The sequence below is a fragment of the Streptomyces sp. NPDC005955 genome (assembly GCF_042871255.1).
Taxonomy (GTDB): domain Bacteria; phylum Actinomycetota; class Actinomycetes; order Streptomycetales; family Streptomycetaceae; genus Streptomyces.
This window is the reverse complement of record NZ_JBIAIF010000003.1, coordinates 21,544-45,029: the sequence shown is the minus strand read 5'-3', so window position 1 is coordinate 45,029 and position 23,486 is coordinate 21,544. Positions and strand designations below refer to the sequence as shown.

At 74.0% G+C, this 23,486-nt stretch carries 24 protein-coding genes; 14 read left to right on the top strand and 10 right to left on the bottom strand.

Features of this window, described 5'->3' with window-relative positions; translation table 11 throughout:
• Positions 1-7: 7 nt before the first annotated feature.
• Positions 8-640, bottom strand: a complete 633-nt coding sequence (locus ACFYOU_RS08855; protein ID WP_391304950.1) for a WHG domain-containing protein — start codon at positions 638-640, stop codon at positions 8-10.
• A gap of 49 nt (positions 641-689) precedes the next feature.
• A complete protein-coding gene (locus tag ACFYOU_RS08850; protein ID WP_391304285.1) occupies positions 690-1,154 on the bottom strand; it encodes a DUF4260 family protein in 465 nt (154 codons plus the stop codon).
• A 149-nt stretch (positions 1,155-1,303) separates the two neighbouring features.
• Here ACFYOU_RS08850 and ACFYOU_RS08845 point away from each other — a divergent pair, with 149 nt between their 5' ends.
• Both ACFYOU_RS08845 and ACFYOU_RS08840 read left to right on the top strand, forming a co-directional pair.
• Complete coding sequence (locus tag ACFYOU_RS08845; RefSeq protein ID WP_391304283.1) at positions 1,304-2,092, top strand: MerR family transcriptional regulator; 789 nt, start codon at positions 1,304-1,306, stop codon at positions 2,090-2,092.
• Between the two features lie 5 nt (positions 2,093-2,097).
• Positions 2,098-2,781 carry a hypothetical protein gene (locus ACFYOU_RS08840; RefSeq protein ID WP_391304282.1) on the top strand — a complete coding sequence of 228 codons (684 nt, stop codon included), beginning with the start codon at positions 2,098-2,100 and terminating at the stop codon, positions 2,779-2,781.
• Positions 2,782-2,881: 100 nt separating this feature from the next.
• Here ACFYOU_RS08840 and ACFYOU_RS08835 read toward each other — a convergent pair whose 3' ends face one another.
• A complete protein-coding gene (locus ACFYOU_RS08835) occupies positions 2,882-4,285 on the bottom strand; it encodes an amino acid permease (RefSeq protein ID WP_391304280.1) in 1,404 nt (467 codons plus the stop codon).
• 304 nt (positions 4,286-4,589) lie between these two features.
• Between ACFYOU_RS08835 and ACFYOU_RS08830 the strand changes: the two genes are divergently transcribed.
• Genes ACFYOU_RS08830 through ACFYOU_RS08815 form a run of 4 tightly spaced genes read left to right on the top strand, consistent with a single transcriptional unit; the run spans position 4,590 to position 8,099 of the window.
• A complete protein-coding gene (locus tag ACFYOU_RS08830) occupies positions 4,590-5,363 on the top strand; it encodes a polysaccharide deacetylase (protein ID WP_389770877.1) in 774 nt (257 codons plus the stop codon).
• Positions 5,360-6,151 (top strand): SDR family oxidoreductase, encoded by a 792-nt coding sequence (locus tag ACFYOU_RS08825; protein ID WP_391304278.1) that lies wholly within the window; start codon positions 5,360-5,362, stop codon positions 6,149-6,151. Before ACFYOU_RS08830 ends, ACFYOU_RS08825 begins: the two co-directional genes overlap by 4 nt.
• Positions 6,148-6,900, top strand: a complete 753-nt coding sequence (locus ACFYOU_RS08820) for an SDR family oxidoreductase (protein ID WP_391304276.1) — start codon at positions 6,148-6,150, stop codon at positions 6,898-6,900. Before ACFYOU_RS08825 ends, ACFYOU_RS08820 begins: the two co-directional genes overlap by 4 nt.
• Positions 6,897-8,099, top strand: coding sequence for a C45 family autoproteolytic acyltransferase/hydolase (locus ACFYOU_RS08815; RefSeq protein WP_389770871.1), 1,203 nt, complete (start codon positions 6,897-6,899; stop codon positions 8,097-8,099). Before ACFYOU_RS08820 ends, ACFYOU_RS08815 begins: the two co-directional genes overlap by 4 nt.
• Before the next feature lie 28 nt (positions 8,100-8,127).
• Here the strand turns inward: ACFYOU_RS08815 and ACFYOU_RS08810 are convergent, their stop codons facing one another.
• Complete coding sequence (locus tag ACFYOU_RS08810) at positions 8,128-9,861, bottom strand: ABC transporter substrate-binding protein (RefSeq protein ID WP_391304274.1); 1,734 nt, start codon at positions 9,859-9,861, stop codon at positions 8,128-8,130.
• A 209-nt stretch (positions 9,862-10,070) separates the two neighbouring features.
• Here ACFYOU_RS08810 and yaaA point away from each other — a divergent pair, with 209 nt between their 5' ends.
• Both yaaA and eda read left to right on the top strand, forming a co-directional pair.
• Positions 10,071-10,871, top strand: coding sequence for a peroxide stress protein YaaA (gene yaaA, locus ACFYOU_RS08805; RefSeq protein ID WP_389770866.1), 801 nt, complete (start codon positions 10,071-10,073; stop codon positions 10,869-10,871).
• 61 nt (positions 10,872-10,932) lie between these two features.
• The gene (eda, locus tag ACFYOU_RS08800) at positions 10,933-11,613 is read left to right on the top strand and encodes a bifunctional 4-hydroxy-2-oxoglutarate aldolase/2-dehydro-3-deoxy-phosphogluconate aldolase (RefSeq protein ID WP_391304272.1); all 681 of its coding nucleotides are present in this window, start codon (positions 10,933-10,935) and stop codon (positions 11,611-11,613) included.
• 24 nt (positions 11,614-11,637) lie between these two features.
• Here eda and ACFYOU_RS08795 read toward each other — a convergent pair whose 3' ends face one another.
• From ACFYOU_RS08795 to ACFYOU_RS08780, 4 genes are all read right to left on the bottom strand, one after another.
• The gene (locus ACFYOU_RS08795; RefSeq protein ID WP_391304948.1) at positions 11,638-12,942 is read right to left on the bottom strand and encodes a bifunctional RNase H/acid phosphatase; all 1,305 of its coding nucleotides are present in this window, start codon (positions 12,940-12,942) and stop codon (positions 11,638-11,640) included.
• A gap of 23 nt (positions 12,943-12,965) precedes the next feature.
• Positions 12,966-13,709 carry a zinc ribbon domain-containing protein gene (locus ACFYOU_RS08790; protein WP_385495314.1) on the bottom strand — a complete coding sequence of 248 codons (744 nt, stop codon included), beginning with the start codon at positions 13,707-13,709 and terminating at the stop codon, positions 12,966-12,968.
• On the bottom strand, positions 13,706-14,572 hold the full coding sequence (locus ACFYOU_RS08785) for a Nif3-like dinuclear metal center hexameric protein (RefSeq protein WP_391304270.1): 867 nt from the start codon (positions 14,570-14,572) through the stop codon (positions 13,706-13,708). The genes ACFYOU_RS08790 and ACFYOU_RS08785 overlap by 4 nt, the downstream gene beginning before the upstream one ends.
• Positions 14,573-14,643: 71 nt before the next feature.
• Entirely contained in the window at positions 14,644-15,687 is a 1,044-nt protein-coding gene (locus ACFYOU_RS08780) for an ABC transporter substrate-binding protein (protein ID WP_391304269.1), read from the bottom strand.
• Between the two features lie 209 nt (positions 15,688-15,896).
• Here ACFYOU_RS08780 and ACFYOU_RS08775 point away from each other — a divergent pair, with 209 nt between their 5' ends.
• Both ACFYOU_RS08775 and ACFYOU_RS08770 read left to right on the top strand, forming a co-directional pair.
• A complete protein-coding gene (locus ACFYOU_RS08775) occupies positions 15,897-17,690 on the top strand; it encodes a hypothetical protein (protein ID WP_391304267.1) in 1,794 nt (597 codons plus the stop codon).
• Between the two features lie 62 nt (positions 17,691-17,752).
• On the top strand, positions 17,753-17,905 hold the full coding sequence (locus ACFYOU_RS08770) for a hypothetical protein (RefSeq protein ID WP_389770856.1): 153 nt from the start codon (positions 17,753-17,755) through the stop codon (positions 17,903-17,905).
• 137 nt (positions 17,906-18,042) lie between these two features.
• Here ACFYOU_RS08770 and ACFYOU_RS08765 read toward each other — a convergent pair whose 3' ends face one another.
• Positions 18,043-18,789, bottom strand: a complete 747-nt coding sequence (locus ACFYOU_RS08765; protein ID WP_391304265.1) for a VOC family protein — start codon at positions 18,787-18,789, stop codon at positions 18,043-18,045.
• A 163-nt stretch (positions 18,790-18,952) separates the two neighbouring features.
• Positions 18,953-20,029 (bottom strand): alcohol dehydrogenase catalytic domain-containing protein, encoded by a 1,077-nt coding sequence (locus ACFYOU_RS08760; RefSeq protein ID WP_391304264.1) that lies wholly within the window; start codon positions 20,027-20,029, stop codon positions 18,953-18,955.
• A 263-nt stretch (positions 20,030-20,292) separates the two neighbouring features.
• On the opposite strand from ACFYOU_RS08760, the gene ACFYOU_RS08755 reads away from it, so the two are divergent.
• From ACFYOU_RS08755 to ACFYOU_RS08740, 4 genes are all read left to right on the top strand, one after another.
• Positions 20,293-20,463, top strand: a complete 171-nt coding sequence (locus tag ACFYOU_RS08755; protein WP_385495286.1) for a hydrophobic protein — start codon at positions 20,293-20,295, stop codon at positions 20,461-20,463.
• 46 nt (positions 20,464-20,509) lie between these two features.
• On the top strand, positions 20,510-20,857 hold the full coding sequence (locus ACFYOU_RS08750; RefSeq protein ID WP_391304263.1) for a PRC-barrel domain containing protein: 348 nt from the start codon (positions 20,510-20,512) through the stop codon (positions 20,855-20,857).
• Between the two features lie 157 nt (positions 20,858-21,014).
• Positions 21,015-21,716 (top strand): response regulator transcription factor, encoded by a 702-nt coding sequence (locus ACFYOU_RS08745; protein ID WP_389770846.1) that lies wholly within the window; start codon positions 21,015-21,017, stop codon positions 21,714-21,716.
• Positions 21,713-23,464, top strand: a complete 1,752-nt coding sequence (locus tag ACFYOU_RS08740; protein WP_391304262.1) for an ATP-binding protein — start codon at positions 21,713-21,715, stop codon at positions 23,462-23,464. Before ACFYOU_RS08745 ends, ACFYOU_RS08740 begins: the two co-directional genes overlap by 4 nt.
• The last annotated feature ends 22 nt before the right edge of the window (positions 23,465-23,486 follow it).

Genomic DNA, 23,486 nt, shown 5'->3' with positions numbered 1-23,486 from the left:
CGGCGGGTCAGCGTTCCAGGGCGCGTACGCCCGCCCGCCAGGCCGCCGCGAGGTCGGCGCCGTCCGGGAACCGGCCGTGGATCTCCAGGCTCACCATGCCGTGCGCGAAGGCCCACACGGCGCGGGCCCGGTCCACGTCGTAGTCGCAGGCCCGCATCAGGGGCATGGCCGCCCGGGCCTCCAGCCCCTCGGGCAGGGCGTGGCGGGGCAGCGGGCGTTCCGTGGCGAGGAGGTAGACGTGCGGGTGCGCGAGCGCGTCGGCCCGGTACGCCCGGGCGAGGGCGGCGAGGAGCGTGCGGGGCTCGTCAGCGGCGGAGTCGGGCTCCGGCGCGAACGGCACGGACGGCACGGACGGGGTGGGCGGGGTGGACGGCACCGACGGGGTGGACGGGGTCGAGGGCGCGGACCGCGCGAAGTGTTCCTCGGCGGCCTCCAGCGCCTCCGCCGTCTCCAGCAGCCCGAGGGCGATCACCTCGGCCTCGACGGCCGCCTTGTCCGGGAAGTGCTTGTACAGCGAGGGCGCCTTGATGCCGAGGTGGTCGGCGAGCGCCCGCATGGTGAGGGCGGCGGGACCCGACTCCTCCACCAGGGCGCGCGCGGCCAGGACGATCTCCCGGCCCCGGGGCGTGAGGCGGGACAGCGGGTCCCGTGCGCCCGGGGGGAGCTCCGCCGTCGCGCCCGTGTGCCGTTCAGCCACGCTGGAAACCGTCCTTCGTCCGCAGTCCGTACCCGAAGGCGCGATCGTACGAGATGTGGGCGAGCCAGCCGCACAGGCCGGCGAAGAGGGGGGCCCACTCCTCGGGAGCGGCGAACGCGTAGAGCACCGCGAGGCCGAGCGGGACCGTCGCCCGGTGCGCGAGGTTGTAGTACGGGACGGCGCGGGGCGGCAGTTGGCCCCGGACGAGACCGCCGTGTTCGCGGATGCCGACCAGCAGGGCCAGGTCGGGCGCGACGGCGAAGAGCAGGGCGGTGCCGCCGGCGAGCCAGCCGTGGTTGACGCCCTCCAGGACGGCGAACGCGGTCCAGAAGAGGGCGGCGGCGAACCAGGCGACCCGTAGCGCGGGGGCGGGCACGGCCCGGGTGCGTCCACCGGGCGCCGGGGCCTGACCGGGCGCGGTGCGGGTGCTCCAGCTGGGTTCGGTGGTGGTCGTCACGAGGGCTCCTCGAAGGGATGGGGGTGCCGCGGCCCGAAGGTCACCGACAACCCGAAGCTAACGTCGTTAGCCACACCGTAAGGCTAACGACGTTAGCCGTCAATCGAGGGGCTTGACCCGGCCGCAGCGTCAACGTTTCTACTGGGGGCATGCGAATCGGAGAGATCGCCTCTGTCGTCGGCGTCACCACCCGCGCCGTCCGCCACTACCACCACCTGGGACTGCTGCCGGAACCCGAGCGGCGGGCCAACGGCTACCGCGACTACGCACTGCGGCACGCGGTCACGCTGGCCCGGATCCGCCGCCTGACCGAGCTGGGCCTCGGGCTCCCCGAGGTGCGCGACGTCATCGCGGACGACGCGGGCCGGGAGCTGGCCGAGGTGCTGACCGAGCTGGACGAGGACCTGGCCGGGCAGGAAGTGGCGCTGCGCGAACGACGACGGCGCGTGGGCGCCCTGCTGACGGAGGCCAGAGCGGGGCGGGTGTCCTCGGACGGCCCGGTGTCCCCCCAGCTCACCGGACTGCTCGGCGAGTTGGCGGCGTCACGACCGGACGCCCCGGCGTCCCCGATGGCGACGAAGGACCGGGAACTGCTGATCCTGCTGGACTCCACCACCTCGGACGACGACCGGGCCCCACTGGTCACCGTGCTCGGGGAGATGGTGCAGACGCCGGGCGCGGCGGACCGGGCCCATGAGGTGTACGCCCTGCTGGACGACCTGGCGGCGGCGGACACCACCGACCCCCGGGTGGACGGGGCGGCCCGGGCCCTGGCCGCGCTGCTGCCCCCGTCGCTCGCGGAGCACCTGACGGACGCGGCGCCGACCGCGGGCGACGGGGCCGCGCCGGGCCTCATGGACTCGGTCCTCGCGGAGTTCGCCCCCGCCCAGGCCGCAGCGGTGCACCGCGCCATCGCCCTCTTCCTGGCGGACCGGTGAGCGGCGTGAGCGGCGTGAACGCGAACGGGACGGCGCCCGGGGCCGAGCAGGGGGACGAGTCGGAGGAGGCGCGGGAAGCGGGGCGGAAGCGGGCGCCGCGGACTCCCGGCTCCCTCCGCCGGATCGTGCGGCACGAGGGGCGCACCCTGCACTCCCACGTCCTGTGGGTGACCCGCCGGCGGAACGGGGTCGGGGCGGGGCACCGGGCCTTCGGTTACGCGAAGGGCCAGGCCGCGATGGTCTACGGCGTCGCCTTCGCCTGCCTGGTCGAGACGGTGGGCATCTCCTATCTGCTACGTGAACTGCCGGTCCTCCACGGGGTGATGCTGGTGCTCGACGTGTACACGCTGTTGATGGTGCTGGGACTCCAGGCGGCGGCCGTCACCCGTCCGCACGTGCTGGCGGCCACCGAGCTGCGGGTGCGCCGGGGCGCCGCGGTGGACCTGCGGATCCCGTTCGCGGAGATCACCGCGGTGCGTCGGGGGCTGCGCACCTCCCCCGAGCGGCCACCGGGCGAACTGGTCCTGGACGTCGGCGCGTTGACCAACGTCATCCTGGAGCTGGCGACCCCGCTGACCCACACCACGCTGCTCGGCCGCACGGAGTCCTTCTCGGTCCTCCATCTGTACGCGGAGGACCCGGACGCCCTGGTCGGCGAGGTGCGTGCCGCGACGGCCCCCACCGGCTGAGCCCGTGCAGCACGCGCCAGCGCCCCGCCCGGGTCCCACGGAGAGGTGGGGGGGGTGCCCGGGGCGGGGCGCAGTGTCGCGGGGGGGGGGAGCCGGTCGGTCAGCCCACGGGGTTCGCCGTGGTCTCGCGCGGCGCGCCGGGCACGCCCGGGGTGAGGTCCTCGTCCTCCATGCCCATGTGCAGCTCCGGCGGGCGGCGGGTGAAGAACCGGGTGGTGATCGCGAGCAGCACCACGCCGACCGCCATCCAGACCAGGCCGACGACGAAGGTCTCGCCGGTCAGGCTGGTCCACAGCCACACCGTGCTGGCGAAGCCGAGTCCCGGCAGCAGGCCGTTGACCAGGAGGGAGCGGGGGGTCAGCGAACGCTTGGGGCCGGTCAGGTAGTGCTTGATCACGCTGAGGTTGACCATCGAGAACGCGGCCAACGCACCGAAGTTGATCATCACGACGGCCTGGTCCAGGGTGAGGGCCACCGAGAGCAGGGCGACCGTCGAGACGGCGATCAGCGCACCGACCGGGGTGCCGAAGCGGGGGTTCAACCGGCCGAAGACCCGCTGGGGCAGCAGCCCGTCGCGGCCCATCGAGAAGATGATCCGGGAGACGCTCGCCTGGGAGACCATCGCCGAGCCGATGCAGCCCATCACGTAGACGACGGTGAACGCCGTGCTCATCGCGCTGCCGCCGACGGTGCGCATCAGCTCCGCGCCCGCCGAGTCGGGGTCGGTGAAGTTGTTGTCGGGGCGGACCAGGGCGCCGACCCAGGCGACCAGGATGAACAGGCCGCCGCCGATCGCGGTGGTGAGGATGATGCCGAGCGGAACGGTCCGGCGCGGGTTGTGGGCCTCCTCCGCGAGGGTGGACACCGCGTCGAAGCCGAGGAAGCTGAGCGCGAGGATCGCGGCGCCGCCCGCCAGCAGCGACCACTGGTCGGAGGCGGGCACGAAGGAGTCGAAGAGCTCACCGGCCGGGACGTTCGACTTGGCGCCGGCCAGCGCGACGAAGAGGGCCAGCAGCACGGCCGTGGCGCCCATGATGATCGCGGTGATCTTGCTGACGAACTTCACCCCGATGACGTTGAAGGCCAGCACCAGCAGCAGCGCCAGGACGCTCCACACGCCCTGCGGGACGCCCGGGAACTGGGCGTGCAGGTAGATGCCCGCGAGCAGGAACGACACCATCGGCAGGAACAGGTAGTCCAGCATCAGGGTCCAGCCGGTCAGAAAACCGACGTGACCGCCGAAGACCTTTTGCGAGTACTTGTAAGCGGAACCCGCTGCCGGGAAACTCCGCACCATTCGCCCGTAACTGTGCGCGGTCAACAACATCACCGCGAGCGCCAGGACGTAGGCGGCCGGAAGGTGTCCGCCGGTTTCCGCGCCCACGATTCCGTACGTGGTGAACACGGCCACCGGGGACATGTAAGTCAGACCGAACAGAACGATCGCGGGCAGCCTCAGGACTCTCGTCAGCTGGGGTGCTTTCTCCGTCGTGGTACTGGACACCGGCTTGATTCCTCTCCGCGCCCGTCGGGTTCAACGGGGTTCCATCGATTCCCGAAGGGTGGCAAACCGCGGCGGTGACCGACATACGCAACTGTACGTATGGCACCGCCGGGGCCCACCGCTCCGCTCCCGGGGCGCGCTGCCGTCGGCACGGCTCGTACGTAATCTTACGGAGTTCGCCCCGCGACCTGGGCCGATACCGTGTTCCTCAATCCCGCGACACGTTCCCGCGAGGGGACCTGCGGTGCGATCCCGCGAGCGATGAGAGGACCCCTACATGTGGCCTGTGGGCTGTAGAGCGGCCATGGCGGTGACCGTCGACTTCGACGCCGATGAATTGTGGCTCGCCGAGGACCCCGCGAACGCCGCCCGCCCCGGAGTTCTCTCCCAGGCGCGGTACGGCGCCCGGACCGCAGTGCCGGAACTCCTCCAGATCTTCGCCCGGCTCGATATTCCGGCGACGTTCTTCGTGTGCGGCGGGGACGCCGTGCGCTATCCCGACGTACTGGAATCCGTCGTCGCCCACGGACATGAGATCGGCCATCACGGATACACCCATCGTTCCCCGCATCTCATGGCCCGGGAAGAAGAGGAAACGGAACTCGTCCGCGGATTGGAAGCACTGCGGCCGATCGCCGGTGAGATCCACGGTTACCGGTCGCCGTCCTGGGACATCAGCGGGAACACGCTGGACCTGCTGGTCGCGCACGGTTTCTCGTACGCGTCGAACATGATGGACGCCGTCCGGCCCTACGCGCACCCCGGTCACGGGTTGGTGGAGGTGCCCGTGCACTGGTCGTTGGACGACGCGCCGCACTTCTGGTTCGACGCGACGAGTTGGAACAAGACGATGCGCTCGGCCCGGGAGGTCGCCGAGGTGTGGGAGGAGGAGACCTCCGCGATCCACGCCGGTGGGGGCCTGGTCACGCTGACCGTGCACCCGCAGATCATCGGACGGCCCGGGCGGCTGCGGATGCTGGAGGCGTTCCTGACCCGGCTGCGCGCGGACGACGGGATCTGGTTCGCGCGCGGCGAGGAGATCGCCGCCGCCGTGCGGGCCGCCGAGGTGGCGGCGTGACCGGGGCCGGGGCCGGGACCGACCGGCGCCGTACCGCCCTGGTCACCGGGGCGGCGCGGGGCATCGGGCTGGCCGTGGCGCAGCGACTGCTCGGCGGCGGTTGGAACGTGCTGCTGGCCGATGTGGACCCCGGGGTCGAAGGGGTGGCCCGACGGCTGGACCCGACCGGGCGGCAGGCGGTCGGGCTGGTCGTGGACGTGGCTCAGGAGACGGGCGCCGAGCGGATGGCGGCCCGGGCCGTCGAGGTGTTCGGTGCGGTGGACGCGCTCGTCGCCAATGCGGCGGTGGGCGGTCCCGACACCCCGCTGCTGGAGACCTCCGACGAGGCGGTGCGCCGGGTGTTCGAGATCAACTTCTTCGGGGTGCTGCGCTGTGCGCGGGCCGTCGCGCCGCTCCTGGGCCGCGGGGGCGAGCGCGGTCGGATCGTGGTGCTCGGCTCCCTGTTCGCCCAGGTGCCGACGCCCGGTGCGGGCGCCTACAGCGCCTCGAAGGCGGCCGTGCAGTCGCTGATGGCGACCCTGTCGGTGGAGTTGGCGCCGGTGGCCACGGTCAACTCCGTGGCGCCGGGCTACATCATGACCGAGATGCACCGCGAGGAGCTGGCCGCCCGGGCCCGTCGCAGTGGTCGCACCCCCGACCAGGAGCGGCAGCGGGTGGCCGCCGAAGTGCCCCTGGAACGGCACGGAACGGGCGACGACGTCGCGGACGCCGTGCACTTCCTGCTGTCCGGGGCCCCCTACGTGACCGGCCAGACCATCAACGTCAACGGAGGAGTGCTCACCTCATGAGCGTCACACCCACCGATCCGGGCGCCCGGGCGCCCCGCCGGCTGCTCGTCACCGGTGCCGGTTCCGGCATCGGCCGGGCCACCGCCGACCTGGCGCGGGGCCTCGGCTGGTCGGTCGTCGGTCTCGATCTGCGGCCCGCCGAGGACGCCCCGTACCCCGTGCTCGCCTGTGACGTGAGTGACGAACGGTCCGTGCAGGAGGCGTTCGACGGTGCGGCCCGGCGCTGGCAGGGGCGGGCCCCGGACGCGGTGGTGCACTGCGCGGGCGTCTACCGCTTCCGGGCCGCCACCGCGACGGGCGCCGCCGACTGGGACTCCGTCGTCGGGCTGAACGCCCGCGGTTCGATGCTGGTGGCCGCGGCGGCGGCCCGGCAGATGATCGACGGGGGCGCCGGCGGCAGCATCACCCTGCTGTCCTCGATCGCGGCGGTCCGCGGGGACGCGGGCGAGCCGAGCGCGGCGTACAGCGCCAGCAAGGGCGCGGTGGAGGCCCTGACCCGGCAGCTCGCCGTGGAGTGGGGGCCGGACGGCATCCGCTGCAACGCCGTGGCGCCGGGGGTGATCGACACCCCGATGACGACGGTGTCCGGTGACCCGGAGGCATTCGCGCAGGTCCTCCAGCGGATTCCGGCCCGGCGGCTCGGCACGGCCGAGGAGGTCGCGCGGGTCTGCGTGTTCCTCGCGTCCGAGGAGTCCTCGTACGTCAGCGGCGTCGTGGTGGCCGTCGACGGCGGGCAGGGCGCGGCATGAGCGGCGGGGCGCGGGCCGCGCACGTCGTGTACCCGCCGGCGCTGGTGGTCCGGACGGAGGGCGGGCCGCTGGAGCGGGGCCGCCAGTACGGGGCCGCGGCGAAGGAACGGGTGCAGGCGAGCCTGACCGCCTACGAGGAGGTGTACGCGAAGTTCGCCGGGCTGACCTGGTCCGGGGCGCGGGCGCTCGCGGAGTCGTTCCTGCCCGCGCTGGAGCGGTTCGAGGCGGTGCACCTGGCGGCGGACGGGCCGCGGGCCGGGGCCGGCTACCTCGCGGAGATGCGGGGCGTCGCCGAGGGCGCGGGGGTGTCCTTCGAGGACGTGCTCGCGCTGAACCTGCGGACCGAGATCCTGTTCTCCGGGAAGGCCCGGAAGATCGCGGCGGCCCGGGGCGCGGGCGCGGGGCGTCCGCCCGCCGAGTGCACGTCCTTCTGCGATCTGCGGGGTGCGGAGCCGATCGTGGGGCAGAACTGGGACTGGATCCCGTTCTCGCACGACACGGTGGTGGTGCTGGAGTCCGTGCCGGACCGCGGGCCGCGGTGGGTGTCGGTGGTGGAGGCGGGGCTGCTCGCGAAGTTCGGGATGAACGCGGCGGGGGTCACCGTCCTCACCAACGCCCTGGTCACCTCGCGGGACGTCGGTGCGGTGGGGGTGCCGTACCACCTGATGTTGCGGGCGCTGCTGGACTCCCCGTCGGTCGAGGAGGGCTTGGCCCTGCTGGACCGGGTCGAGCGGTCGTCCTCCGCGAACTACCTGCTGGTGGGGGACGGTCGTGCGGTGGACGCGGAGACCCGTCCGGGCGGTCGGGCGGAGGTCCACCGGACGCCCGTGGAGCGCGGGCAGTACCTGGTGCACGCGAACCACTTCCACGGCGGCGACGCGGAGTTCGGTTCGGTCGCGGAGGACCTCGGTCCCCGGGTGATGCCGGATTCGCCGTTCCGGCGGGCCCGCGGCGAGCAGACGGCCGAGCTGATGCCCGAGCCGTCGGTGGCCGGCTGGCACGAGGTGCTGAGCGACCACGAGAACTTCCCCGACTCCCTGTGCTGCCACCCCAACGCGGCCGAGCACGTGTTGGAGCAGGGGTCGACCGTCGCCAGTGCGATCTTCCTACCGGAGCGGCAGGAGATGCACCTGGCGTTGGGGCACCCGTGCACGGTGCCCCGGGTCGCGTACGCGTACGCGGAGTTCTTCGCGGAGTGACGCGGCGGCCGGGACGTGGGCAGGGTCGTCAGGCCGGGAGCGGAAGGAGTTCCTGGCCCGCGGTGGAGAGGCGGTAGGTACGGATCGGCTGGGAGAGGCTGGCGTCCCCGGAGTCGTACGGGTAGCCGGAGACCGCCTGGCCGGGCGAGGCGAACAGGTACGTGCCGTTGACCCCGCGGTACGCCGAGTCCCGGAGGTACGCGCCCACCGCCTCGGGGCGCAGCGAGCCCGTGATCGAGAACGCGGCGTGCACCATCCGCACCTGGTCGTACGCCGCGCTGGCCTGGCTGCGGCCGGGCGGGACGCCGAAGGCACGGGCGTAGCGCTCGCTGAAGCGCAGCCCGAGGGGGTCGTCGGGGCGGCCGGTGACGGTGGACCAGATGACCTGTCCCCCGCGGTGTTCGATGCGGCGGGCGAAGCCCGGCACCGACGGGGTGTAGATGTGGTAGGTGAGCTGGTGGGGCCGGTGCCGGGTGATCGCGTTCTGGAGCGCCGCGGCGGTCTCCACGCTCAGGTGGGAGACGACGACCAGGTCGGGCCGGTCGTGGAGGACCTCCTTGACCAGGTCGTCCACGTGCTCGACGGTGAGTCCGACCCGGTGCGTGGAGGTCACGCTCCAGCCGGCCTCGCGCACCCGTGCGGTGAAGGTGTCGTCGGTGATCGCGCAGCCGTAGCCGTCGAGTTCCACGATGGCGACCCGGGGCGGGGCGTCGCCCTCGGCCCGGTGGCCGCGCAGGTAGCCGAGGAGGGCGGACTGGTACGCGGTCTCCGAGGGGCAGGTCTGGAAGACGTGTCCGAGGCGGCGGGGATCGGCGCGGACCGCGTCCACGCTGCGGGTCCAGGTGTTGGTGTGCAGGAAGGTCCGCCCGAAGTCGGCGGCGAAGCCGAAGACGGCGGGGCTCAGGGCGCTGGCGTAGCTGCTGGTGACGGCGTCGACGTCGGCCTCGGCGAGTTCGGCGAGGGCGTCTTCGACCGAGGCGGGGTCGAAGGGGTCGATGTGCACGGTCAGGTGCTCGACGGAGCGTCCGTGGTCGTGGCGCAGTGCGTTGATGTCCCGGACGGCGAGGGCGGCGCCGCGCGCGGACTCCCGTCCGTCGGCGGCGAACGCCCCGGCGACGACGATCGTGCCGATCCGGACGGTGGGCCGCCCGGCGCGCCCGGTGGCGGGGTGGTGACGGCGGCTGCGGCGGGCGACCGGGAGGCCGACGACGGTCGCGGCGTGGCGTTCGATGTCGAGGACGCGGATGCCGGAGCGGTGCTCGACCCCGCCGGGGATGGGCAGCCGGATGAGGTCACGGTCCACGGCGAGGGCGCTGAGTCCGGCGCGGGAGTCCTGGCCGAGCTTCTTGAGGAGGCGTTCGACCTGGGTGGTGACGGTGCGGATGCTGGTGCCGAGGCGGCTGGACGTTTCGCGGTTGGAGAGCCCGAGGGCGACCAGCGAGATGATGTCGACCTCGCGGGCGGTGAGCCCGGAGGGCGGCCCGGTCAGCGGGGCGGTCCGCAGGGTGACGACGGGCTCCTCCTGGGGCGCGGTGCTCAGCTCCAGGTGGCACAGGGCCCACTCGCCGTCCTCGCACCACAGGAAGCGGGCGTCGGTGAGCTGCGCCTGGTGGAATCCGGCCACCCGGCGCAGCAGGGCCGGGCTGACCCCTTCGGCGGCGGCGCGCGACGGCTGGTCCGGGGCGGTGGGGGCGGGGAAGGTGACGTCCCAGGTGAGCGCTGTCCGCGCCGGGACGGGTACCGGGGGCTGTGGCGACGGCACGGTCTGTTCCTCCCTTGTGCCGGGACGGTCCGCGCCAACGCCGACCGTGCGACAAAACCCCCGCGTACGCACCCTAAACGGTCGACCGTGCCCCGGGCCAGGGACATTGGTCTCTGACCGCGGGCCGCGGCCGGGCGGGGGGTCGCGGAGCGCTTAGGCTGGGCGGCCGGGGTCGGTCGCCCCGGTCACTTCGCGCCACTGGAGAAGCCGTGCTCGTGCTGTTGCCGCCGTCGGAAGGCAAGGCCGCCGCCGGCCGGGGAGCCCCGTTGAAGGCGGAGGGGTTGTCGCTGGCGGGGCTCGCGCCGGCGCGGGAGGCGGTGCTGGACGCGCTGGTCGAGCTGTGTCTGGGGGACGAGGACGCGGCGCGGGCGGTGCTCGGGCTGAGCGAGGGGCAGCGGGCGGAGGTCGGGAAGAACGCGGCGCTGCGCACGGCGGGCGCCCGGCCGGCCGGTGAGCTGTACACGGGGGTGCTGTACGACGCGCTGGACCTGGGGTCGCTGGATGCGGCGGCCAAGCGGCGGGCGACCCGTTCGCTGCTGGTGTTCTCCGGGTTGTGGGGGGCCGTGCGCGTGGGCGACCGGATCCCCCCGTACCGGTGTGCCATGGGGGTGAAGCTGCCGGGGCTCGGCGCGCTGGGTGCCTTCTGGCGGCCGGTGATGGCCGAGGTGCTGCCCGCGGCGGCGGACCGGGGGCTGGTGCTGGATCTGCGTTCGTCGGCGTACGCGGCGGCCTGGAAGCCGAAGGGCGAGGTCGCCTCGCGGACGGCGACCGTGCGGGTGCTGCACGCCCAGGTGGTGGACGGAGTGGAGAAGCGGTCGGTGGTCAGCCACTTCAACAAGGCGACGAAGGGGCGGATCGTGCGGAGCCTGCTGTCCGCGGGTGCGGAGCCGAAGGGGCCCGCGGAGCTCGTGGGGGCGCTGCGGGACCTCGGGTACCTGGTGGAGGCACAGCCGCCGGCGCGGGCGGGCGCCCCGTGGTCGTTGGACGTCGTGGTGACCGAGATCCACTAACACATTGCAGCATGCGCAACGCGCTTTGCGCATGCTGCTCCTCGGGCGGCAGGATGGGCCCATGACTTCCTCGCAGCCCGCCCCGCCGCCGCCCGCTTCCGGTGCCCGCGGTTCCGCTCCGACGTCCGTACTGGACCTCGCGCCGGTCGTTCCGGTGGTCGTCGTGCAGGACGCCGCCGACGCCGTACCGCTGGCGCGGGCCCTGGTCGACGGCGGGCTGCCGGCCATCGAGGTGACCCTGCGCACGCCCGCGGCGCTGGACGCGATCCGGGCCGTCGCCGACGGGGTCCCGGACGCGATCGTCGGGGCCGGCACGGTGACCCGTCCGGAACACGTGGCCGCCGCGGTGGCCGCCGGGGCGCAGTTCCTGGTCAGCCCCGGTTGGACGCCCGCACTGCTGGACGCCATGCAGGAGTCCGGGGTGCCGTTCCTGCCGGGGGTGTCCACCACCTCGGAGGTCGTGGCGTTGCTGGAGCGCGGGGTCAGCGACATGAAGTTCTTCCCGGCCGAGGCCGCCGGCGGCACCGCCTACCTCAAGTCCCTGGCCGGTCCGCTGCCGCAGGCCCGCTTCTGCCCCACGGGCGGCATCGGCGTCGCCACGGCCCCGTCCTACCTGGCGCTGCCCAACGTGGCGTGCGTGGGCGGCTCCTGGATGCTCCCCGAGGCCGCGGTGCGGGCCGGTGACTGGGACCGCGTCGAGGCCCTGGCGCGCGAGGCCGCCGCACTGGCCGCCGACCGCTGATCACCGACCGGGGACGGCACGCCGTCAGCGCAGGTGGGACGTCTCGTTGAGCAGCCGCACGCTCGCGTTGCCGTCCTGGAAGTAGGCGACGACCGAGAGCGCCGCGGCGGACAGCTCCATCCGGAACAGCGCCTCGGGCGGGGCCCCCAGGGCCAGGCGCACCAGGGTCTTCACCGGCGTGACGTGGGTGACCACCAGCACGGTGCGGCCCGCGTACCGGGCGAGCAGCCGGTCGCGCGCCCGCTCCACCCGCTCGGCGACCGCGAGGAAGCTCTCGCCGCCGCCCGTGGGGCGGGCCGCCGGATCGGCGAGCCAGGCCGTCAGGTCCTCCGGGTACGCCTCCCTGACCTGGCCGAAGGTCAGGCCCTCCCAGGCCCCGAAGTCGGTCTCGCGCAGGTCCTCGTCGACGTCCACCGGCAGCCCCAGCCGGTCGGCCGCGGCCCCGGCGGTCTCCCGGCACCGCTTCAACGGTGAGGAGACGATCGCCTGGACGGTGCCCCGGGCGGCCAGCGCCTCGGCGGTGAGCGCCGCCTGGGCCCGGCCCACCTCGGACAGCGCGGGGTCGCCGCCGCCGCTGCCGGAGAACACCTTGGACGGGGTCAGCGGCGTCTCGCCGTGCCGCAGCAGCACGAACGTCGCGGGCGGGCCCATGTCGGCGGAGGGGCCCCAACCGGTGCTCGGCGCCTGCCGGGTCCCGTTCGAGGCGGCGGCACTGATGTTCCGCGCGGCCCGCAGGTCGGCGCGGGCCTTGACCTCGCCGGCCGAGGAGGCGCCCTCCGACGCTGATGCGGCGGTCCCCGCGGCGGCGGCCAGAGCGGCGCGCGCCCTGGCCGCGCCGGCCGCCGCGTCACCGGGCTCGCGCACCGGCGGACGGACCTCGCCGAGGTCGGCGGTGGAGGCGGACGGCGACCACTGCTCGCCCCGCTTGCCGGCGTCCATCGCCTCGTTGGCGAGCCGGTCCGCGTGTTTGTTGCGCTCGCGCGGGATCCACTCGTACGTGACCCGCCCCGCCGGGTAGACCGCGGCGGCCTCGGCGGCGAGCGGCTTCATGTCGGGGTGCTTGATCTTCCAGCGGCCCGACATCTGCTCCACGACGAGCTTGGAGTCCATCCGGACCCGCACCGGGACACCGGGGTCGAGCGCGTGCGCGGCACGGAGCCCCGCGATCAGCCCCCGGTACTCGGCGACGTTGTTCGTGGCGACACCGATGTACTCGGCGGCCTCCGCGAGGGCCTCCCCGCTCGCCGCGTCGATGACGACGGCACCGTAGCCGGCGGGACCCGGGTTGCCCCGGGAACCGCCGTCGGCCTCGACCACGAACTCCCGCACGGCAGACGACACGAAACGCTTCCCTACAGGCCGGAGTCGGCGGTGCGGACCAGGATGCGGCGGCAGTTCTCGCACCGCACGACCGTGTCGGAGGGCGCGCGGCGCACGTCGTTCAGCTCGGTGATGTTGAGTTCCAGACGGCAGCCCTCGCAGCGGCGCTGGAAGAGGCGGGCCGCACCGATGCCGCCCTGCTGCTCGCGCAGCTTGTCGTACAGCTTGAGCAGGTCGGCCGGGATCGTGGCCGCGATCAGCCCGCGCTCCTTGGTGGCCGTCGCCGCCTCGGCGTCGAGTTCGCCGCTGGCGGCGTCCCGGCGGGCGGTGGCGTCGTCGGTCTTGGCCTGCACGGCGGTGACCCGCGCGGTCAGCTCGGTGACCCGCTCCTGCGCGGACTCACGGCGCTCCATGACCTCCAGGACGATGTCCTCCAGGTCGCCCTGGCGCCGGGCGAGCGAGGTGATCTCGCGCTGGAGGCTCTCCAGGTCCTTGGGGCTGGAGACGGCACCGGAGTCCAGCCGCTGCTGGTCGCGGGCGGCGCGCTGACGGACCTGGTCGACGTCCTGCTCGGCCTTGGTCTGTTCCCGGGCGCAGTCGCTCTCCTCGGTCTGCGCGGCGACGAGCAGGTCACGGAGCTGGGCGAGGTCCTTGCCCAGCGATTCGATCTCTGCGTGCTCGGGCAGCGACCTCCGTTTGTGGGCGAGCTGCTGGAGCCGGACGTCGAGGGCCTGGACGTCGAGGAGGCGGAGCTGGTCGGCTGGCGCGGCGTTCAGTTGGGGGCTCCCGGGTCGTTGGTGGTGACGAGTGGTGGTGCGGACGCCGCGTGGGCGGTCCAGGGGTCGGTGACCGTGCGGGAGACGTAGGTGCGCAGTCCCCAGCCGTGCCGGTCGGAGATCGTGTCGAGCTGGGCGGCGGCCAGCTCGCACCAGGGCCATTCGGTGGCCCAGTGGGCGGCGTCGAGCAGCGCGAGGGGGCTGTGCTCCCGCGCTTCGGACACCGGGTGGTGGCGCAGGTCCGCGGTGAGGAAGGCGTCGACGCCCGCCGCCCGCACCTCGTCGAAGAGGCCGTCGCCGGAGCCGCCGCTGACGGCGACGGTCCGGACGGGCGCATCCGGGTCGCCGGCGACCCGGATGCCCTGTGCGGTGGCCGGCAGCCGCTCGGCGGCCCGGGCGGCGAGCTCGCGCACGGTCATCGGGCGGTCGGGTTCGCAGATCCGGCCGAGGCCCCGGCGGCCCGCCGGGTCCGTGGGATCGGGCAACAGCGGACCGGTGACCCTCAGGTCCAGGGCGCCGGCGAGGGCGTCGGAGACCCCCGGGTCGGCGCGGTCGGCGTTGGTGTGGGCGACGAGCAGCGCCACGTCGTGCTTGATCAGCGTGTGCACGACGCGGCCCTTGAAGTGGGAGGCCGCGACGGTGGTGGTGCCGCGCAGGTAGAGCGGGTGGTGGGTGACCAGCAGGTCGACGCCGAGCCGGACCGCCTCGTCGGCGACCTCCTGGACGGGGTCGACGGCGAACAGGACCCGGCGCACCTCGGCGTCCGGATCGCCGCAGACGGGGCCGACCGCGTCCCACCCCTCGGCCCGCTCGGGGGGCCACAGGGCGTCGAGCGCGGCGATGACTTCAGACAGGCGGGGCACGGAGCTAGGCTACCTGCCCCGCGCGCTCCGCCGGACGGCCGATCCCCGTCGGAGCCGACCGGAACGGGTGGTCACTTCAGGAGATGACCGCGCAGGTCGTCCAGGACCTCATGGGCGGCGGTCACCCCGAGACCGAGGTACCAGGTCTCCTCGGACACGTCCTCGGCCCGGCCGGCCTCGACCGCGCCCAGACCCTCCCACAGGGGACTGTCCTCGACCTCGGACCGGTCGGTCTTCGCGGGATCGCCGTAGACCCCGGTGAAGATCCAGTCGGCGTCGGCGTCGTCGATGCGTTCGGTGGACACGTTGGTGGACAGTTCGTCGGCCTGCTGGTTCTCCGGTCGCGGAATCCCGACGTCCTCCAGGACGGTGCCGATGAAGGACGCCCTGGCGTAGAGACGGATCTCCCCCGGCATGTACCGGAGCATGGTGACGGTCGGCTTGTCGCCGCCGAGGTCCCGACCGAGGTCCGCGGCCTTCTTCTCGTACGCGGCGAGGCCCGCCCGGGCCTTCGCGGTCCGGTCGAGGGCCGCGGCGTTGAGGAGGTAGTTCTCCTTCCAGGGGAAGCCGGGGCGCAGCGAGAGCACGGTCGGCGCGATCGCCTTCAGCTGTGCGTACTGGCTGGCCAGGCGGAGCTGGGTGCCGAGGATCAGATCGGGCTTGAGGGCGGCGATCGCTTCCAGGTTCAGGGCGTTGACCGTGCCGACGCTCTTCGGGGCGCCGGCCTTCTCGCGCAGGTACGAGGGGAGTCGGGCGTCGCCTTCGGTGGGTGCGTAGCCGACGGGCTTGACGCCCAGCGAGACGACGTTGTCGAGTTCGCCGACGTCGAGGACCACGACCCGCTGGGGCCGGGCGGGGATCTCGACCGTCCCCATCGCGTGCTTGACGGTACGGGGGAACTCGCCGAGGGCGGCGTCCGTGCCCAGTGCGGCGGTCTGCTCGATGACCTTGGCGAAGTCCTCTTCCACCGGCCCCGGGGTGGCACCGGCCTTGCGGTCCGTGGCGGCAGGGCCGGAGCCGGACTCCGTGGCGGAGTCGGAGCCGCAGGCGGTGAGGGCGAGGGCGGCGGCGACCGCGAGGGCGAGCGCGGTGGTGCCGCGGCGGGGCAGGGGCATGACGACTCCACGACGAGAAGTTAGGTTCGCCTTACCTTAAGCGCTTGCCGATGCGGGCACGCGGCCGTCCCACGGGACGGACACCCAGCACGAACGGCACCGCGTCCCGCAGGGAACGCCCGATGACCACCCGTTGTGGTGGTCTTCGGGCGACGCGTGCCACGGCCGTGCGTGCGAAACCTAGCTTCGTCGCCGGAGGTGACCGCATCATGACGGTCCGTGCCGGCGAGACCACCGCCGAGAACGACCCATCAACAGCCCCCGCACCGCCGGGAGCCCGAGCGAGGCCGGATGCCCTCGTGATCGCCGCGGACGGCGGCTACGCGGCTCGACTGGCCCTGGCGGCCGGGTCGGCCGACCACTGGTTCCCCGAGCGCTGGACGCTGGACGGCCCCGAGCCGTACGCGGTACCGCTGCCGGGTCGCCAGCCCGAGGAGGCGGACACCGAGGTGCAGCCGATGGCGGACGGCCGGGTGCTGGTGCGGCGGTCGGTCGCGGACCGGCACGAGTTCGCGCTGGTGTACCCGACGGGCCCCACGACGGGAGAGGTACGGCTCGGTGCGCTGGAGCGGGGGTCGGCCGGCGCGCGCTGGAGCCTGCTGCCGCCGGCGCCCGGCGGCAGCCGTGCCTATGCGCTCGACGCGGACGGGCGGGCCAGCCGGGTGTGGCTGGTGGCGGGCGGCGGCAACGGGCCCGAACTGGTCGCGGAGGTCCCGGGTCGCTGCACGGGCGGGGCCTGGCTCGACCGGACGGGGCGCCTGCTGGCATTGGACCGGGAGTCCGGCGGCCGGACCAAGGCGGTCGCCGTCGACCTGGAACGGGGCGGTGCGGTGTCGCCGCTGCTCCAGATCGCGCAGGACAGCACCGATCGGCTGCTGCTCGCGGACCCGGACAGCGGGCTGTTGCTGATCCGTTCGGACGCCCCGTCGCCCGGGTGCGAGCGGTTGGGCTGGGGCGTGCTGGGCAGCACCCTCCCGGTCCGCTTCCCGGAGTGCCTGCGGCTGCCCGGACACACGGTGACGCCGTTCGCGGTGCAGCCGGGCCAGGCCCTCGCACCGGAGGACTGCGGGGTCGCCCTGCGGGTCGACGGGGCGGGTGGCACCTGGCTCGGCGTCTGGCGGCCGGCGTTGCGCGGGGTCCGCCGACTGCGTCCGCCCCGGGGGTGGCTCCCCGGGGCGGGACGGTGGACCCGGGACGGGGAGCTGCGGTTGCCGTACGCCACCGGGGCGGTGCCGTGCGGGGTCGCCCGGCTCACGCCGGCCGCGCTGGCCGCGGGATCCGCCGGTGCGGTCTTCGCGGCGGATGCCGCGGGTGCGGTCTTCGCGGCGAGTCCCGTGGGCGGCGGGCGGGGCGCGGGCCGTCGCGCGACGGCCCCGGACGCGGCGAACGCTGCTGCGCCCCCGGAGCGCTCCGGGGCGCTTGGGTCCCCCGGGGCGCTTGGGTCCCCCGGAGCCCTCGGGGCCTTTGGGTCGCCGGTCGGGAACGACGGTGACGGTACGGGCCGTCCGACCGGCGCGCGACGCCCGGGCTCCCCGCCGGACTCGGGCGGACCGCCACAGTCGGGTGGACCGGCGGACTCAGACGGACCGGCGGACTCGGTGAGACCGGCGGACTCGGTGAGACCGGTGGTCTCGGGCGGACCGGGGGGCTCGGGCGGACCGGGGGGCTCAGGGGTGGTGGGGAGCACGGGGGGCGAGGACGGTCCCGGTGTCACGGTGCCGACCGGGGACGGGGGGACGAGGGTGCGGTGCGCCCCCGGGTCCGGGGTCTGGCCGGGCGCCGGGGCGGTCTGGGGAACGGGGCCGGCCGGAGCGCCACCCGGCACCGGAGCGGGCCGGCGCCCGGGCGGCGGAGTCGGAGCGTCGGGGAACCCCCCGGGCCCGGCGCCCGGCAGGAGTCGCGGCGAGGGCACGGCGACACCGTTCCCGGGCGGGCCCGGCGCCGCCCGGCCCGTTCCCCTGCAACTGGCGCCCCTCACCGGGCGGGTGCCCTTCGGGAGCTGACGGGCCGCCGGCTAGAATCACCCGGCTGTTGTGAAGATCCTTCGACGGGGTGAACCTTTCCGATGACCGAGACCCAGACGGACCCGACCGCCGACCCGCGCGAGGCCGTGGAGAACGACGGCCACGGCCGGCACCGGGGGGCCGTGGCCCCCCACGACCAGGAGGAAGAGCCGCACGGCCGGCACCGCAGGACCGACTCCTCCCAGGAGGGGTAGCGGGAGGACGCCGTAGCGCCTCCGGGCGGGGGGAGTCCCGTAGCGGCGCCCCCCGCCCGCCCGATCCACCACAACGGCCCCGCCCCGCGGGGCCGTTGGCCTGTGCGGGGGGCTCCGGGGCCGGCGCGGCGCGCCGTTCAGCGGCGGGCCGGTCGGGGCAGCGGCGGCTCGGGCGGCAGTACGCAGAACTCCCGGCCGTCGGGGTCGGCCAGCACCACGTGACCGACCTCGCCCTGGCCGATGTCGATCCGCTCGGCCCCGAGGGAGACCAGGCGCTCGACCTCCGCCCGCTGGTCGCCGTCGGCGGGCGGAGCGAGGTCGAAGTGCAGTCGGCTCTTGCCGGTCTTCGGCAGCAGCGGCGGACCGCCCCAGGTGACCTTGGGGCCACCGTGCGGCGACCGGATCGCGGTCTCCTGGTCCTGGTCCCAGACCAACGGCCAGCCCAGGGCGCGGCTCCAGAAGTAACCGACCTCCTGCGAACCGTCGCAGGCGAGGGCCCCGACGAACCCGCAGTCGGCGAGGAAGTTGTTGCCCGGCTCGATGACGCACAACTCGTTGCCCTCGGGGTCGGCCAGCACCACGTGGCTGACCTCCCCCTGGCCGATGTCGAGGTGGCGGCCGCCGAGTTGGAGCGCCCGCGCCACGGTCCGCTGCTGGTCGTCGAGGGACCGGCTGGTCAGGTCGAAGTGCAGTTGGTTCGGGCCGCTCTTGCGCTCCCGGGTCGCACGGAACCCGATCCGGAACCCGGTGTCGTCGTTCGGCAGGAGCACGGGGTCGCCGTGGGCGTCGTCGGTCAGCTCCCACTCCAGGAGTCCGGCCCAGAAGCGTGCCAGCCGGTGGGGGTCGTTCGCGTCGAAGCGGAGCGCGTGGAGGTGGGAAGTCATCCCTCGGTCATTCCGATCTGCCGGCCCGCTTGCCCCGGCCCGCCGATCGGGTAGGGCGCTCCACCGGCGATGAGGCGTTCGTCCAGGTCCTCGCCGGAGCCTGCCCAGCCCGCACCGCCCGGTCAACTCATTAACGCACCGCGGGCCCGGGGAATCCGGGCGTTCAGAACTCGATGGAGGTGCGCAGTGCGCTGCCCGTGCGCATCTGCTCCAGTGCCTCGTTGATGTGCGCCAGCGGCACCCGGTGGGTGATCAGTCCGTCCAGGTCGACCAGGCCCGCCCGCCACAGTTCGACGGTCCGCCGGTACGAACGCACGGCGTCCCCGCCCCCGTACATGGAGGGCAGGATGCGCTTCTCGTGGAAGAACAGCTCGAACATGCTCAGGCGCAGGAAGTCGTCCGGGGCGCCCGCGCCGACGACGCAGAGGGTCCCGCCGCGCCGGGTGGTGTCGTAGGCGGTGCGCGCGGTGTCCGAGCGGCCGACGACCTCGAAGACGTAGTCGAAGCCCTCGCCCCCGGTGATCCGCTGGGTGGCGTCGACGAGTTCGTCGGGGTCCACGGCCTCGGTGGCGCCGAACCGCAGTGCCGACTCGCGGCGGAAGGCGACCGGGTCGACCGCGACGATCCGGGCGGCACCGCTGAGTCGGGCGCCCTGGACCACGGAGAGTCCCACCCCGCCGCAGCCGATCACCGCGACCGACGAACCGGCCTGGACCCGGGCGGTGTTGAGCACCGCGCCGAGTCCGGTGGTGACCCCGCAGCCGATCAGGGCGGCGAGGTCGAAGGGCACGTCGTCGGGGATCGGGACCGCGCTCGCCGCGTCGACGACGACCTCTTCGGCGAAGGTCCCGGTGCCGGTGAACCCGAAGACGGGTCCGCCCGGGCGGCGGAAGTTGGGGGTGCGGGCGTTCCTGAACCCGGTCAGGCACAGCTGGGTCTGACCGCGTCCGCACGGGGCGCACCCGCCGCAGGCCGGCAGCCAACTGATCAGCACCCGGTCGCCGGGCCGGACGCCGCTCACCCCGTCCCCCACGTCGAGGACCTCGCCGGCGCCCTCGTGGCCGGGGACGAACGGGGCGGGCTGCCGCAGGGTGCCGTTCATGGCGGACAGGTCGGAGTGGCACAGCCCGGCCGCCCGGACCCGGACGCGCACCTTGCCGGGACCGAAACCGACCGCCTCGACGTCGTCGTGGACTTCCAACTCGGCGTGCCCGGTCTCGTGCAGTACGGCTGCGCGCATGCTGTGGCTCCCCTTCACGGGACGGCGTCCGGCCGGTCCGGAACCCGGGGGTTCCGCACGGCTTCCTACGACCTCCTCATCCTAGAACGCGTTCCAGTGCGGTGCCCGCGACAGGTGCGGTGACCGGCGCCCCGAGGCCCCGCGCCGTGCGCGGACCGGTTCCCCTTCCGCGGTCCGGCGGCCGGCGGACCGGAAAGAAACCGGTGCTCGTCCGTGTGGTCCCTCGTTCGGGGGGCACCCGAGGCTTCGGAGGTTGATACGACATGGTTCCGCTCCTACTGGCTCTTCTTCTCGTCGTTCTGCTCTTCGGCGCCGGATTCGCGCTGGAGGTCCTGTGGTGGGTCGCCGCGGTCGTCCTGGTGCTGTGGCTCATCGGTTTTTTGGTCCGCCCGGCCGGACCCGGCGGCGGCCGGGGCCGCTGGTACCGCTGGTAGCGGTCCGGCACCGACCCGCCCCGTTCTTCTCACGCAAGGAGCCCTCATGCACAGCGGTCCGTGGAACTACCTGCCCACCGCCGGACACACCCGGGACGACGACCTCTCCGGATACCGGGTGGAGGCGTCCGACGGGCCCATCGGCAAGGTGGACGGGTTCTCCAACGAGGTCGGCTCGCAGTACCTCGTCGTGGACACCGGAGTGTGGATCTTCGGCCGGAAGGTGATGCTCCCGGCGGCGACCGTCTCGCGCGTCGACAACGACCGGCGAACGGTGCACGTCTCCTGGACGAAGGACGAGATCAAGGCGTCCCCGGAGTTCGACGAGGACCGGCACCTCGGCGATCCCGCCTACCGTGACCAACTCGGCGGCTACTACGGCTCCGGGCACTGAACTCCGCCGTCCCCCCGGCGGGTTGCCGCGGGGACGGCCCCGCCGGGGTGCGGGCCCCTACCGGTGGGCCCCGCGGGCCGGTCCGTCCACGAGCGGCGGACCGGCCCGTACGCCTGTACTACCGTGGCCGCAACCACCACGGGAGCGGGAGACAACCTTGGGCGCACGCATCCTGGTCGCCGAGGACGACGCGAAGCACGCCGGGTTGATCCGCATCTACCTGGAGCAGGACGGTCACGCCGTGCACGTGGTGGGCGACGGCCGGGCCGCCCTCGATCGGGCGCGCACCGCCCGACCCGACCTCGTGGTGCTGGACGTGATGCTGCCGGGGATCGACGGACTCGACATCTGCCGCATCCTGCGCACCGAGTCGGACGTGCCGATCCTGCTGGTCACCGCCCGCACCACGGAGGAGGACATCCTGCTGGGGCTCGACCTCGGCGCCGACGACTACCTCACCAAGCCGTGCAGCCCCCGCGAACTCGCCGCCCGGGTGCGCGCGTTGTTACGGCGCGCCGGGAAGGCGACGGACGGGGAACCCGCGGTGCTGCGGGTCGGCGGCATGGAGGTCGACACCGTCCGCTTCGAGGTGCGGCTGTCGGGGCGGACGGTGACGCTGACGTCCAAGGAGTTCGGCATCCTCGAAACACTGGCCCGGGAGCCCGGCCGGGTCTTCACCCGGGCCCAGATCATCGAGCGGGCCTTCGGCTTCGACCACGACGTCCTCGAACGCACGGTGGACGCCCATGTGATGAACCTGCGCCGCAAGTTGGAGCAGGACCCGGCACACCCGCAACACCTGGAGACGGTCTACGGGCGGGGCTACCGGATCACGGACGGCGGTACGGCGCGCCCATGAGCTTCCGGGTTCGTCTGATGGCGCTCCTGATGCTGATCGCCGTGGCCGCCACCGCAGCGACCGCATGGCTGACACTCCGTCAAGTCTCGCGCCAGGTACAGGAGTCCGCCGAAGCCGACCGTGCCGACATCCGGGTCATCGACCAACGGCTGCGCGATCACGCAGTGCGCCACGGCACCTGGGACGGCGTGTCGAACGTCCTGCGGTCGCTGGCCGCGGAGACGGGTCAGCGCATCAGGATCCAGGACGAGACGGGCGGCCACGCCCTGGACTCGGACGCGCTGGCCGGTCGCGTGCCCCGCCCCGCCGGAGCCGCACCGCCGATCCTGATCGACCCCCGACCGCGGCTCACCGACCGACCGGGGCCCGTTCCCGTTCCGAGAGCCCTGGTGAAGCAGAGCATCGGCCCCATCGCCGCGTACCCGAGGTCCATCGCGTTCGCCGAATGCCTGGCCCGCTCCGGCATCGAGCCGGAGGTCACCCGTGACGACCTCGGCATCCCGGTGTACCGGGGCCCCGGCGGCAGCGAGCAGAGCGGCTCCTGCACCTTGCGGGAGCCGTCGGAGGGGGAGTGGAAGGCGGTGATCGACGCCCTCCAGATGTGTGTGGAGGTCCCCTTGGACGAGGCCTCGGCCTGTGTGGACCGGGTGTTCGTGACCCGCACTGGCACGGTCGGTCCCCAACCGCTGCGGGTCTTTCTGGGTGCCCTCGACGACGCGGGGCTGATGGTCGAGCGGAAACCGGCCGTGCTCGCCGCGCTGGGGGTCGCCGGGGCCGCCGTGCTCGGGGCACTCCTGTTGAGTCGGGCGGTACTGCGGCCGGTGAAGGCCCTGACCGCGGCGGCGCGCAGCCTCGGGGAGGGGGAACTCGCGCAGCGGGTCCCCGCCTCCGGCAGCGACGAGATCGGCGAACTGGGCCGCTCCTTCAACCGGATGGCGGATTCGCTGGCGGCCAGCGAGCGGCGGCAGCAGCAGCTCATCGGGGACATCGCCCATGAGCTGCGCACGCCGCTGGGCAACCTCCGGGGGTACCTGGAGGCGATCCAGGACGGGTTCGTGGAGGTCACCCCGGAGCTCCTCGCCTCCCTGCACGAGGAGGCGCTGTTGCAGCAGCGCGTCGTGGACGACCTCCAGGACCTCGCACTCGCCGAGGCGGGAGCGCTGACCTACCACCGCTCGGACCTGGACGCCCGGGACCTGTTGACGGCCTGCGCCACGGCCCACCGTGCCCTCGCCGGCGAGGCGGGCGTCGCGGTGGAGGTCGCTGCGCACCCGGTGCCGGCCCCGGTGCACGGCGATCCGGCGCGGTTGCGGCAGGCGCTGTCCAACCTGGTCGGCAATGCGGTACGGCACACCGGGCGCGGTGGCCGGGTGACGCTCCGGGTGGCCCGGCCCGCGGACGGGGTCGACGCGGCGGACGGGGTCGGCCTGGTGGTGCGGGACACCGGGAGCGGGATTCCCCCGGAGCAACTGCCCCACCTGTTCGACCGTTTCTGGCGGGCGGACGGGGCCCGGGGGCGGACCACCGGGGGCAGCGGGCTGGGGCTGCCCATCGCCCGGCAGATCGTCGCGGACCACGGCGGGACCATCACCGTCACCAGCGAGGTCGGCCGCGGCACCGCCTTCACGGTGACGCTCCCCGCTCCCCCGGCGCCCCGTCCACCCCACGCGTCCCACACACCCCACAAACCGAGCACACCCACCGCACCGACCGCACCGACCGCACCGACCGGCGGGGACGGCAGCTGACGGAACAGGGACGGCCGGGGGG